Origin of the sequence: Kitasatospora sp. NPDC059408, from assembly GCF_042751525.1 — a bacterium.
Classification (GTDB): Bacteria; Actinomycetota; Actinomycetes; order Streptomycetales; family Streptomycetaceae; genus Kitasatospora.
On record NZ_JBHYWI010000006.1, the window covers coordinates 71,824 to 86,251 of the forward strand.

Annotated in this window: 1 protein-coding gene; it reads right to left on the reverse strand. The window is 74.4% G+C overall.

Translation table 11 applies throughout. The features are described from left to right. Positions 1 to 14,404: SDR family NAD(P)-dependent oxidoreductase (locus tag ACFXDE_RS06740; RefSeq protein ID WP_380491593.1), on the reverse strand; the 14,404-nt coding region annotated here is incomplete at its 3' end. Positions 14,405 to 14,428 lie beyond the last annotated feature (24 nt).

The window sequence follows — 14,428 nt, forward strand, 5'->3', positions numbered from 1 at the left end:
CCGCGGTCAGCACCAGGCCGCCCGCGGAGGAGAAGAGCACAAAGGCGGTCAGGTCGAGGTGGCTGGTCAGCTCGTGCAGGTACCAGGCGCCGTCGGCCTTCGGGGCCAGAACGGCATCCATCCGGTCCGGGGTGAGCGCGCCGACCAGGCCGTTGTCACCGACACCGGCGGCGTGGACCACGGCCGACAGGCCCGGGATCGCGTCGATCAGCGCGGCCACGGCCGCGCGGTCCGCCATGTCACAGGCACGCACGTCGGTGGTAGCGCCGAGGACGGACAGCTCCGCCACCAGCTCCACCGCACCCGGCGCCTCCAGACCACGACGGCTCGTCAGCACCAGACTGCGCACGCCGCACTCGGCGACCAGGTACCGGGCCACGACAGCCCCCAGACCACCCGTGCCACCGGTGATCAGCACCGTGTCATCCGAGCTGATCGGCAGCGGGCCCCCAGGCTGCGGCAGCCGGCTCAGACGCGGGACGCAGACAGCCCCGCCGCGCACGGCCGACTCCGGCTCAGCGGTGACGATCACCTCCCCATCCGTGTCCAGCAGGACGAAGCGGCCAGGGTTCTCCGCCTGCGCCGCCCGGACCAGACCCCACACCGGAGCCTGCGCCAGATCCACCGCCTCACCTTCACGCACGGCCACCGCACCCCGCGTCACCACCACCAGACGCGACGCCGCGAACCGCTCCTCCACCAGCCACGCCTGCACCGCGCGCAGCACGTGCTGCGTCACCTCGCGCACGGCCGCCGGAACATCGCCGTCCGGAGCAGGCACGGCCGAGCAGTCCAGGACGACGGTCTCCGGGGCCGCGCCCTCGGCGGGCAGGGCGTCCCAGGCCGTCCACTCCGCGCCCGCGTCCGGGGCGGCCGGCAGCTCCGACCACTCGACCGCGTACAGCGGGTCGGCCGAGCCCAGCTGCTCCGCCGAGACCGCCCGGCCCTTCACGGAAGCCACCGTCAGCACCGGGCCGCCCGCCGGGTCGGCGAGGTCGAGCCGCAGCCCGCCACCGTCGAGCCGCACCAGGCGCGCCCGCACCGCCGACGCGCCGACAGCGCGCAGCGCGGCGCCCGTCCACGCGAACGGGACCACGGTGTCGTCGCTCCCGGCGTCCACGATGGCGACGTGCATGGCCGCGTCGAGCAGCGCCGGGTGCACGCCGAAGCCGTCGGCCTCGACGTCCTCGGGGAGTTCGACGTCCGCGAACAGCTCGTTCCCGCGCCGCCAGGCCGCGCGCAGGCCCTGGAAGGCGTGGCCGTAGCCGAACCCGGCCTCGGCCATGCGCTCGTAGGCGCCCTCCACCGGCAGCGGCTCGGTGCCGGCCGGCGGCCAGACGCCGAACGCCTCCGCCTCGACGGCTCCGCCGACGGCCAGCGATCCGGCCGCGTGCTGGACCCACCCGGCGTCCGGATCCCCGTCCGGCCGGGAGTGGATCGTGAGCTCCCGGCCGCCGGTGGCGTCCGGCGTTCCCACGCGGAGCTGGAGCTGGAGCGCACCGTGCTCGGGCAGCACCAGCGGCGCGGCCAGCGTCAGTTCCTCGACCTGCTCGCAGCCCACCTCGGCGGCCGCGCGCAGCGCGAGTTCGAGCAGGCCGGCGCCGGGGACCAGGACCGTGCCCTGGACGACGTGGTCGGCCAGCCACGGGAACGCGGCCGTCGACAGCCGTCCGGTCAGCACCAGCCCGTCCTCGTCGGCCAGTTCGACGGCGGCGGCGAGCATGGGGTGCGTGGTGACGCCGAGGCCCGCGGAGCGGACGTCGCCGCCACGAGCGGCGAGGGGCGCGGGCCAGAAGCGGCGGCGCTGGAAGGCGTAGGTCGGCAGGTCGACGGGCCGGGCGCCGGTGGCGGCGAACAGAGCGGCCCAGTCCACCGTCGCGCCGTGGACGTGGAGGCGGGCGAGGGCGTCGACGAGGGTGCGCTCCTCGGCCCGGTTGCGGCGGAGCGCCGGGATGGTTTCGGCCTCGCCGTCGGGCAGGGCGCTCGCGGTGAGGGCGGTGAGGACGGCGTCGGGGCCGAGTTCGAGGTAGCGAGTGACGCCGGCCTCGTGGAGGGTCCGGATGCCGTCGGCGAAACGGACGGCCTCGCGGACGTGGCGCACCCAGTAGTCGGGGGTCGTGAGGTCCTCAGCCAGGGTGCCGGTCAGGTTGGAGATCACCGGGAGCGAAGGAGCGCTGTACGTCAGCCCGTTGAGGACCGTACGGAAGTCCTCCAGCATCGGGTCCATCAGCGGCGAGTGGAAGGCGTGGGACACGCGCAGCCGGTTCGTCTTGCGGTCGGCGAAGTGAGCCTCGATCGCCGCGACGGCCTCCTCCGTCCCGGAGACGACGATCGAGCGCGGGCCGTTGACGGCGGCGATCGACACGAACTCGCCGATCAGCGGCAGGACTTCGTCCTCCGTCGCCTGCACGGCCAGCATCGCGCCACCGGACGGCAGCGCCTGCATCAGACGGCCGCGCGCGGTCACCAGGGCGGAGGCGTCGGCCAGGCTGAACACCCCGGCCACGTAGGCTGCGGCGACCTCACCGATCGAGTGCCCCGCCACGAAATCGGCCCGCAGGCCAAGGGATTCGACGAGACGGTAGAGCGCCACCTCGACGGCGAACAGCCCGGCCTGGGCGTACGCGGTCTGGTTCAGCAGTTCCTCGTCCGAGCCCCACACGACGTCCCGAACGGGAAGCTCCAGCCCGTCGCACACCTCATCGAAGGCCTGGGCGAACACCGGGAAGCGGTCGTACAACTCCCGCCCCATCCCCAGCCGTTGCGAGCCCTGACCGGAGAACAGGAACGCGCTCTTGCCGTCGACCGCGACCCCTCGGGCCACTTCGGAGCCGTCGACGATCACTGCTCGGTGCGGGAAGAGCGACCGCCCCGCCAAGGTCAACGCCACGTCTTCGGTGGGACGTTCATCAAGCTCCGCGAGCCGCGCGAGCTGCGCGTCCAGTGCCGCCTCGGACTTGGCGGACACCGCCCAGGGCATCACCCCGGCCGTCACCGCGGCGTCCAGCCCGGCCTCGGGCTCGGCCTGCTCCAGGATCACGTGCGCGTTGGTCCCGCTGATCCCGAAGGACGACACACCCGCCCGGCGCGCGTGACCGGTGGCAGGCCAGTCGGTGCGCTCGGTGAGCAGCTCGACGGCGCCGGCCGTCCAGTCCACGTGCGAGGAAGGCGCGTCCACGTGCAGCGTGCGCGGCAGCACGCCGTTCTGCATTGCGAGCACCATCTTGATCACCCCGGCGACGCCGGCCGCGGCCTGGGAGTGGCCGATGTTCGACTTGATCGAGCCGAGCAGCAGCGGCAGTTCGCGGTCCTGACCGTAGGTGGCCAGCAGCGCCTGCGCCTCGATCGGGTCACCGAGTGTCGTACCCGTGCCGTGCGCCTCGACGGCGTCGACATCGGCGGTCGACAGCCCGGCACTCGCCAGCGCCTGCCGGATCACCCGCTGCTGCGACGGACCGTTCGGCGCCGTCAGACCGTTCGACGCACCGTCCTGGTTCACAGCGCTGCCGCGCAGGACGGCCAGCACGCGGTGCCCGTTGCGGCGGGCGTCCGACAGGCGCTCCAGCACCACCATGCCGATGCCCTCGCCCCAGCCCACGCCGTCCGCCGCGTCCGCGAACGAACGGCACCGGCCGTCCGCCGACAGGCCGCCCTGCCGCGAGAACTCCACGAACGTCCCCGGCGTCGACATCACCGTCACACCGCCCGCGAGTGCCAACGAGCACTCGCCGCCACGCAGCGCCTGCGCCGCCAGGTGCATCGCCACCAGCGACGACGAGCACGCCGTGTCCACCGTCACCGCCGGGCCCTCCAGGCCCAGCGTGTACGAGACGCGGCCCGAGGCCACGCTCCCCGCGCTCCCGCTGCCCTGATAGCCCTCGAACTCACCGCCGCCCAGCAGGCTCGCGTAGTCCGCGTACATGACGCCCGCGAAGACGCCCGTCCGACTGCCGCGCAGCGACACCGGGTCGATGCCCGCCCGCTCGAACGCCTCCCACGAGGTCTCCAGCAGCAGACGCTGCTGCGCGTCCGTCGCCAGCGCCTCGCGCGGGCTCATCCCGAAGAACTCGTGGTCGAACTCCCCTGCCGTGTGCAGGAATCCACCGGAGCGCGTGTAGGAGGTCCCGGTGTGCTCCAGGTCCGGGTTGTAGAGGCTCTCGACGTCCCAGCCGCGGTTCACCGGGAAGCCGGACACCGCGTCCACGCCGTCGGCCACCAGGCGCCACAGGTCCTCGGGCGACTCGACGCCGCCCGGGTAGCGGCAGGCCATCCCGACGAGCACGATCGGATCGTCGGACGGGACGGGCACGGCCGCCGGCAGCGGTTCCGCCGCCTCCGAGGCGCCGAACAGGCCCTCCAGGAGGAAGCCGGCCAGCGCGCTCGCCGTCGGGTAGTCGAACACGACGGTGGCCGGCAGCTGGAGACCGGTCACCGACTTGAGCCGGTTGCGCAGCTCGACCGCCGTCAGCGAGTCGAAGCCGAGGTCCTGGAACGCCTTCGACGGGTCGACCGCCGCGCCGGCGTCGTGGCCGAGCACGAGCGCGATCTGATCGCGCACCAGGTCGAGGACGGCCGCCCGGCGCTCGGCCTCGCCCAGACCCGACAACCGCTGCGCCAGGCCCGCCGACACGGCCGAACCGGCGACGGCGGCACGCCGGACGCGGCCCCGCACCAGGCCGCGCAGCAGGGTGGGAACCTCGCCGTGCGCGGCCATCGCCGCCACGTCGAGGCGGACCGGCAGCACGGCCGGGTGTCCGGCGGCGAGAGCCGCGTCGAAGAGCGCGACGCCCTGTTCCGGGGCGATGGCCGGCAGGCCGAGCCGGGCGATGCGCTCGGCCTCGGCGTCGGTGAGCGTGCCGGTCATGCCGGCCACGTCGGACCACGGACCCCAGGCCAGGGAGACGGCCGGCAGACCGAGCGAGCGGCGGTGGACCGCCAGGGCGTCCAGGTAGGCGTTGCCCGCCGCGTAGGCGGCCTGACCTGCACTGCCGAGCGTGCCGGCGACGGAGGAGAAGAGGACGAACGCTTCGACATTCTCGGCGGCCCGGTGCAGGTTCCACGCCGCGTCCGCCTTCGGGCGGAGGACGGCCGAGAGCCGCGAGGGGGTGAGCGAGCCGATCACGCCGTCGTCAAGGACGCCGGCCGTGTGGACGACGGCACGGATGTCGTGCCGGGCGAACAGGTCCGCGACGGCGACGTCGTCGGCCACGTCACAGGCCTCGACCACTGCCCCCGCGCCCAACTCCGCCAGCAACTCCTCGACGCCCTCGGCCTCCGCACCCCGACGGCTCACCAACAGCAGGTCACGCACGCCGTGCTCGGCCGCCAGGTGCCGGGCCACGAGCTGCCCGAGGCCACCGGTACCACCGGTGATCAGGACCGTGCCCTCACCCGGCCACGCCACCACCGTCTCGGCCGCTGCTTCCGTACGCAGCAGGCGCGCAGCGAGGACCTCACCGTCGCGAACGAGCAGCTGCGGCTCATCCAGGCCCAGAGCCTCCGGCAGAAGGACCTCGTCCCCCGCCAGATCCACCAGACCGAACCGGCCCGGCTCCTCCGACACCGCCGACCGCACCAAACCCCACAGCGCCGCACCGGACAGGTCCTCACCCGCCACGACACCGCGCGTCACGAACACCAGCCGAGACCCGGCGAAACGCTCCTCCGCCAGCCAGCCCTGCACCAGCTCCAGCACCCGCGCCGTCCGCGCGTGCACCTCACCAGCGGCCGCCTCGATCACGACCACCGGCGGCACATCCTCCGGCACCTCCGCCAACGACCCGACCGCCACGAACACCGGAGCAGCGGCCGCCTTCACCGGCACCCAGTCCAACCGGAACAGCGAGTCCCGACCCACCCGGCTCGCCTCGCCCGCCGCCACCGGGCGCACGACCAGTGACCCGACGGTCGCCACCGGGCGTCCCTCGGTGTCGGCGATCGCGAGCGCCATCCCGCCACCCGCCGCCGGCGTCAGCCGCACCCGGACCGCCGACGCGCCGGAGGCGTGCAGCGACACGTCCTCCCACGCGAACGGCACTCCGCGCTCGTCGGAGCCGGTCAGCGCGAACGCGTGCAGGCAGGCGTCGAACAGCGCCGGGTGCAGGCCGAAGCCCGCGCCCTCCGTGCCCTCGGGCAGGGCGACCTCCGCGAAGAGCTCGTCCCCGCGCCGCCAGGCCGCACCGAGCCCCCGGAACGCCGGGCCGTACCCGAACCCGGCCTCCGCCAGGCCCTCGTACAACCCGGTCAGGTCGACCGCCTCGGCACCGGCCGGCGGCCACGCGGCCGCCTCGAACGGCACGGGCGTAGCGCCCGTCCCCAGCACACCGGTGGCGTGAAGGGTCCAATCCGTCCCGTCCGCTTCGTCGGGCCGGGCGTGCACCGTGAGCGCACGCCGCCCGGACGCGTCCGGCTCGCCGATCCACACCTGCACCCGCACGCCGCCCCGCTCGGGCAGGACCAGCGGGGCGGCCAGCGTCAGCTCCTCGACCAGGTCGCAGCCGACCTCGTCGCCCGCGCGCACCGCCAGTTCGACCAGCGCCGTGCCCGGCACCAGGACGGAACCCATGACGACGTGGTCCGCGAGCCACCCGTGCGACCGGGTCGACAGCCGGCCGGTGAACAGGTAGCCGTCCGTGTTGACGAGCTCGACGGCCGCACCCAGCAGCGGGTGCTCGGCGGCACCGAGTCCCGCGAGCCGGACGTCGCCGCCGCGCGCGAGGGTGACCGCCGGCCAGTAGTGCCGGTGCTGGAACGCGTACGTGGGCACGTTCACGGCGCGGGCGCCGGTGCCGGCGAAGAGGGCGGCCCAGTCGACGTGCGCACCGGTGACGTGCAGGCGTGCGAGGGCGGCCAGGACGGTCGTGTCCTCGGCCTGGTCCTTGCGGAGGGCGGAGGCCAGCACGGCGTCGTCGGAGAGCGAGGAGGCCGCGAGCGCGGTGAGGACACCGTCGGGACCGAGCTCCAGGAAGCGCGTGACGCCCGCGGCCTCCAACGTACGGATGCCGTCGGCGAAACGGACGGCCTCACGGACGTGACGCACCCAGTACTCGGGCGAGGTCAGGCCATCCGCCAGTTCGCCGGTCAGGTTCGAGACGACCGGGATCGACGGAGCGCTGTACGTCAGCCCGTCGAGAACGGAACGGAAGTCCGCCAGCATCGGGTCCATCAGCGGCGAGTGGAACGCGTGCGAGACGCGCAGCCGCGTCGTCTTGCGGTCGGCGAAGTGCTCCCGGACCGCGTCAACGGCCTCCTCCGTGCCGGAGACGACGACGGAGGTCGGGCCGTTGACGGCGGCGATCGACACGAACTCACCCAACAACGGCAGGACTTCGTCCTCCGTCGCCTGCACCGCCAGCATTGCGCCACCGGCGGGCAGCGCCTGCATCAGACGGCCACGAGCACTCACCAGCGCACACGCGTCAGCCAGCGAGAACACCCCCGCCACATGCGCCGCAGCCACCTCACCGATCGAATGCCCCGCCACGAACTCCGGCCGCACACCAAGGGATTCCACCAGACGGTACAGCGCCACCTCGACCGCGAAGAGCGCCGCCTGGGCGTACTCCGTCCGGTTCAGCAGCTCCGCATCCGAGCCCCACACGACCTCACGCAGAGTCGGGTCCAGCTGCGCGCACACCTCGTCGAAAGCCGACGCGAACACCGGGAACCGGGCATACAACTCCCGCCCCATCCCCAGCCGCTGCGACCCCTGCCCCGAGAACAGGAACGCCGTCCCGCCCTCGCCCGCGAGCCCCCGGGCCACCTCGACGCCGTCGACGAGCACCGCCCGGTGCGGGAAGGCCGTGCGCCCCGCCAGCGTGAACGCCACCTCCGCAGCCGGGAGTTCACCGAGCTCTCCGAGTCGCGCGATCTGCGAGTCCAGCGCTGCTTCGGACTTGGCGGATACCACCCAGGGCATCGCCCCCGCCGTCACCGGGGCGTCCCCCGCAGCCTCGGGCTCGGCCTGCTCCAGGATTACGTGAGCGTTGGTCCCGCTGATCCCGAAGGACGACACGCCCGCCCGGCGCAGCCGACCGGCCTCCGGCCACTCCTGGGCCTCGGCCAGCAGCTCCACCGCGCCGGCCGTCCAGTCCACGTGCGAGGAAGGCGCGTCCACGTGCAGCGTGCGCGGCAGCACACCGTTCTGCATCGCAAGCACCATCTTGATCACGCCGGCCACACCGGCGGCCGCCTGCGCGTGCCCGATGTTCGACTTGATCGAACCGAGCAGCAGCGGCAGTTCGCGGTCCTGACCGTAGGTGGCCAGGAGCGCCTGGGCCTCGATCGGGTCACCGAGCGTCGTGCCCGTGCCGTGCGCCTCAACGGCGTCCACGTCGCCGAACGACAGCCCGGCACTCGCCAGCGCCTGCCGGATCACCCGCTGCTGCGACGGACCGTTCGGCGCCGTCAGACCGTTCGACGCACCGTCCTGGTTCACAGCGCTCCCCCGCAGCACCGCGAGCACGCGGTGCCCGTTGCGGCGGGCGTCCGACAGCCGTTCCAGCACGATGACGCCGACGCCCTCGCCCCAGCCCACGCCGTCCGCCGCGTCCGCGAACGAACGGCACCGGCCGTCCGCCGACAGGCCGCCCTGCCGCGAGAACTCCACGAACGTCCCCGGCGTCGACATCACGGTCACACCGCCCGCGAGGGCCAGCGAGCACTCGCCGCCACGCAGCGCCTGCGCCGCCAGGTGCATCGCCACCAGCGACGACGAGCACGCCGTGTCCACCGTCACCGCCGGGCCCTCGAAGCCGAAGGTGTAGGACACCCGGCCGGAGGCGACGCTGGGGGCGCTGCCGTTGCCCCGGAAGCCCTCGAACTCCTCGCCGTCGAGGAGCGAGCGGTAGTCGGTGTACATGATGCCCGCGAAGACGCCGGTCCGGCTGCCGCGCAGCGTCACCGGGTCGATGCCCGCCCGCTCGAACGCCTCCCACGAGGTCTCCAGCAGCAGGCGCTGCTGCGCGTCCGTCGCCAGCGCCTCGCGCGGGCTCATGCCGAAGAACTCGGGGTCGAACTCCCCCGCGTCGTGCAGGAACGCGCCGCGCCGGGTGTACGACGTGCCCGGGACGGACCGGTCCTCGCTGTAGAGCGAGTCGAGGTCCCAGCCTCGGTTCACCGGGAAGTCGGACACCGCGTCGACGCCGTCGGCCACCAGCCGCCACAGGTCCTCCGGCGACTCGACGCCGCCCGGGTAACGGCAGGCCATGCCGACGATGACGACCGGGTCGTCCGACAGCACCGGGAGAACGGCCGGAAGCTCCTCGGCCTCCTCGGCACCGAACAGGCCCTCCAGAACGAAGCCGGCCAGCGCGCTCGCCGTCGGGTAGTCGAACACCACCGTGGCCTGTAGCTGGAGACCGGTCACCGACTTGAGCTGGTTGCGCAGCTCGACCGCCGTCAGCGAGTCGAAGCCGAGGTCCTGGAACGCCCGGGACGGGTCGACGACCGAGCCGCCCTCGTGGCCCAGGACCACGGCGATCCGATCGCGCACCAGTTCCAGGACGGCCGCCCGGCGCTCGGCCTCGCCCAGGCCCGACAGGCGCTGCGCGAGGCCGGCCGAGGCGGCCGAGCCCGCGACCACCGCGCGCCGGACCCGGCCGCGCACCAGTCCGCGCAGCAGGGCGGGCACCGAGTCCTGGGCCCGCAGTGCCGCGAGGTCCAGGCGGACGGGCAGGATCGCGGGCTCGCCCGCCGCGAGCGAGGCGTCGAACAGGGCGGCGCCCTCGGCCGGGGTGAGCTCCGGCATGCCCGAGCGGGCGATCCGGTGCAGGTCGACGTCGGCGAGCGTGCCGATCATGCCGCCGTCGCGGGTCCACGGGCCCCAGGCCTGCGAGACGGCGGGCAGGCCGAGCGAGCGGCGGTGCACCGCGAGCGCGTCGAGGTAGGCGTTGCCCGCCGCGTAGGCGGCCTGGCCGGGGCCGCCGAAGACGCCGGAGACGGAGGAGAACAGGACGAAGGCCGCCAGCGCGCGGTCCTTCGTGGCCTCGTGGAGGTTCCGGGCCGCGTCCGCCTTCGGGCGCAGGACGGTGCTGACGCGCTCGGCGGTCAGGGAGCCGATCACGCCGTCGTCGATCACCCCGGCCGTGTGGACGACCGCGCGGATCTCGTGCCGGGCGAACAGGCCCGCCACCGCCGCCGGATCGGCGACGTCACACGCCTCGACGACGGCCTCCGCGCCGGCCTCCGCGAGCTCGGCGAGCAGTTCGTCCGTGCCCTCGGCGGCGGGGCCCCGGCGGCTGACCAGCAGCAGCCGCCGCACGCCGTGCTCGACGGCCAGGTGCCGGGCGATGACCCGGCCCAGACCGCCCGTGCCGCCGGTGATCAGGACCGTGCCCTCGCCGGCCCACACGACCGGCTCGCCCGCCGCTTCGGCGCGCACGAGCCGCGCCGCGAGGACCTCCCCGTCGCGGACGAGCAGCTGCGGCTCGTCCAATCCCAGGGCAGTGGGCGGCAGTTCCTCCGAGCCCGCCAGATCCACCAGGCCGAACCGGCCCGGCTCCTCCGACATCGCGGACCGCACGAGACCCCACGCCGCCGCGCCGGACAGGTCCTCGCCCGCCACCACACCACGTGTCACGAACACCAGCCGGGAGGCCGCGAAACGCTCCTCCGCCAGCCAGCACTGCACCAGCTCCAGCACCCGCGCCGTCCGCGCGTGCACGTCGCCGTCCGCCGGTCGGATCACCACCACTGGCGGCACGTCCTCCGGCACCTCCGCCAGGGACTCGACCTCCGCGAACTCCGGTGCGGCAGCGCTCTTCACCGGCACCCAGTCCACCCGGAACAGCCCGTCCCGGGCCGCCGACAACTCCCCGCCCGCCACCGCGCGCAGGGCCAGCGACCCCACCGACGCCACCGGCAGGCCCTCGGCGTCGGCGACCGCCACCGCGACGGACTCCTCGCCGGTCCGGGTGACGCGCACGCGCACCGAGGACGCACCGGAGGCGTGCAGCGACACGTCCTCCCACGAGAACGGGACGACGCCGTGCGGCAGCCCGTTGACGGCCGTCACGTGCAGGGCGGCGTCGAGCAGCGCCGGGTGCAGGCCGTAGCCGGTGCCCTCGGTGCCCTCCGGGAGGGCGACGTCGGCGAACACCTCGTCCCCGCGCCGCCAGGCCGCCCGCAGGCCCTGGAACACCGGACCGTACGCGTAGCCGCCGTCGGCCATGCCCTCGTACAGCCCGGTCAGGTCGACCGCCTCGGCGCCGGCCGGCGGCCAGACGGTCGCGTCGAACGGGGTGCGCGTCTCCCCCGCAGCCAGGACGCCGGTCGCGTGCTGGTCCCAGGCGCGGCCGTCGGCGCCCTCGGGCCGGGAGGCGACGGTGAAGGTGCGGCGGCCGGTCTCGTCGGCCGCGCCGACGCGCAGTTGCAGCTGGACGCCCTCGTGCTCGGGCAGAACGAGCGGTGCGGCCAGGGTCAGTTCCTCGACGCGGTCGCAGCCGGCCTCGTCCCCGGCGCGGACGGCCAGTTCGAGGAACGCGGTGCCGGGCAGCAGGACGTTGCCGCGCACGACGTGGTCGGCGAGCCAGGGGTGGGACCGGCGGGAGAGCCGGGAGGTGAACAACAGGCCGTCGTCGTCGGAGAGTTCGAGCGAGGCGGAGAGCAGCGGGTGGTCGGCGCTGTCGAGGCCCGCGGCGCCGAGGTCACCGGCCGCTTCGGCAGCGGCGTCGGGCCAGTACCGGCGGTGCTGGAAGGCGTAGGTCGGCAGGTCGACCGGGCGGACGCCGGTGCCGGCGAAGAGGGCGGCCCAGTCGACGTGCGCACCGGTGACGTGCAGGCGTGCGAGGGCGGCCAGGACGGTCGTGTCCTCGGCCTGGTCCTTGCGGAGGGCGGAGGCCAGCACGGCGTCGTCGGAGAGCGAGGAGGCCGCGAGCGCGGTGAGGACACCGTCGGGACCGAGCTCCAGGAAGCGCGTGACGCCCGCAGCCTCCAGCGTACGGACGCCGTCGGCGAAACGGACGGCCTCGCGGACGTGGCGCACCCAGTAGTCGGGGGTGGTGAAGTCCTCTCCGAGGCCGAGGGCGCCGGTCAGGTTGGAGACCACCGGGATCGACGGCGCGTTGTACGTCAGCCCGTTGAGGACCTCACGGAAGTCCGCCAGCATCGGGTCCATCAGCGGCGAGTGGAACGCGTGCGAGACCAGCAGCCGCGTCGTCTTGCGGTCCGCGAAGTGCTCCCGGACCGCGTCAACGGCCTCCTCCGTGCCGGAAACGACGACGGAGGTCGGGCCGTTGACGGCGGCGATCGACACGAACTCGGTGAGCAGCGGCAGGACTTCGTCCTCCGTCGCCTGCACCGCCAGCATGGCACCCCCCGAGGGCAGCGCCTGCATCAGACGGCCACGGGCACTCACCAGCGCACACGCGTCGGCCAGCGAGAACACCCCCGCCACGTACGCCGCAGCCACCTCACCGATCGAATGACCAGCCACGAACTCGGCTCGGACGCCCAGCGATTCGACGAGACGGTACAGCGCCACCTCGACGGCGAACAGCCCCGCCTGGGCGAACTCCGTCCGGTTCAACAGCTCCGCATCCGACCCCCACACCACCTCACGCAAGGCCGGATCCAGCTGCGCGCACACCTCGTCGAAAGCCGACGCGAACACCGGGAACCGGGCGTACAACTCCCGCCCCATCCCCAGCCGCTGCGACCCCTGCCCCGAGAACAGGAACGCCGTCCCACCGCCCCGGACCGCGCCCTCGACGACCGCGCCCTCGACGACCGCGCCCTCGACTCCCCTGCCCGAGCCCGCCGCCAGCGCGTCGAGCCCGCGCAGCAGCGCGTCCCGGTCCGAACCGACCACCACGGCCCGGTGGTTGAGCATCGAGCGGCTCGTGATCAGTGCCACCGCGACGTCGGCGGCGGGCCGGCCCGCCGCGATGTCGCGCAGGCGGGCAGCCTGGGCGCGCAGCGCCTCCGGCGTCCGGCCGCTCAGCACCCACGGCACGACGGCCGGGACAGACGCGGCCTCCGCCGGCTCCTCCGCCGCGACCTCGTCCGCCTGCTCCAGGACCACGTGCGCGTTCGTCCCGCTGATGCCGAACGCCGAGACGCCCGCCCGGCGCGGACGCCCGGTCCGCGGCCAGTCGCGGGCCTCCGTCAGCAGTTCGACGGCGCCCGCCGTCCAGTCCACGTGCGAGGACGGCTCGTCGACGTGCAGCGTGGCCGGCAGCACGCCGGCGCGCAGCGCCATGACCGTCTTGATCACGCCCGCGACGCCGGCCGCCGCCTGGGCGTGGCCGATGTTCGACTTGACGCCGCCGAGGTAGAGCGGCCGGTCGGCGGGCCGGTCCTGGCCGTAGGTGGCGAGCAGGGCCTGGGCCTCGATCGGGTCGCCGAGCGTCGTGCCGGTGCCGTGGGCCTCGACGGCGTCGACCTGGTCGGGGGTGAGGCGGGCGTTGGCCAGCGCGGCCCGGATGACGCGCTGCTGCGAAGGGCCGTTGGGGGCGGTCAGGCGGCTGCTGGCGCCGTCCTGGTTGACGGCGGTGCCCCGGACGACGGCGAGGACCTCGTGGCCCAGGCGCCGGGCGTCCGAGAGCCGCTCGACGAGCAGGACACCGACGCCCTCGGCCCAGGAGGTGCCGTCCGCGCCCTCCGCGAAGGGCTTGCAGCGCCCGTCGGGGGCGAGTCCGCGCTGGCGGGAGAACTCGGTGAACAGGCGGGTGGTCGGCATGACGGCGACGCCGCCGGCGACGGCCATCGAGCACTCGCCGGCGCGCAGCGCGCGGACCGCGAGGTGGAGGGCGACGAGGGCGGAGGAGCACGCGGTGTCGACGGTGACGGCCGGGCCCTCCAGGCCGAGGGTGTAGGCGATGCGGCCGGAGAGGACGCTGACGGCTCCGCCGGTGAGGAGGTGGCCCTCGGTCTCCTCGGTCCGCCGGGCGAGGGAGCCGTAGTCGGTGTCGGCGCCGCCGATGAACACGCCGGTGTCGCTGCCGCGCAGGGCGGCGGGGGCGATGCGGGCGCGCTCGACGGCCTCCCAGGCGGATTCGAGGAGGAGCCGCTGCTGCGGGTCCATGGCGAGGGCCTCGCGGGGGGCGATGCCGAACAGCTCGGCGTCGAAGTCGGCGACGCCGTCGAGGAAGCCGCCGTGGCGGACGTAGCTCTTGCCGGGGGTGCCCGGCGTGGGGTCGTAGAGGCCCCCGGTGTCCCACCCGCGGTCCTCCGGCAGGTCGCCGATGGCGTCGGCGCCGTCGGCGACGAGCCGCCAGAGGTCCTCCGGGGTGCGGACGCCGCCGGGGTAGCGGCAGGCCATCCCGATGATCGCGATCGGCTCGGCGTCCCTCGCCTCGACGGACTCCAGGCGCTGCTTCGTGCGCCGCAGGTCCGCGGTGACCTTCTTGAGGTAGTCGCGGAGCTTGTCCTCGGAGGTGCTGGCCATGGGTGGGAAACCTCGCAGTTCGGAAGGGTGGTACGGGCCGGC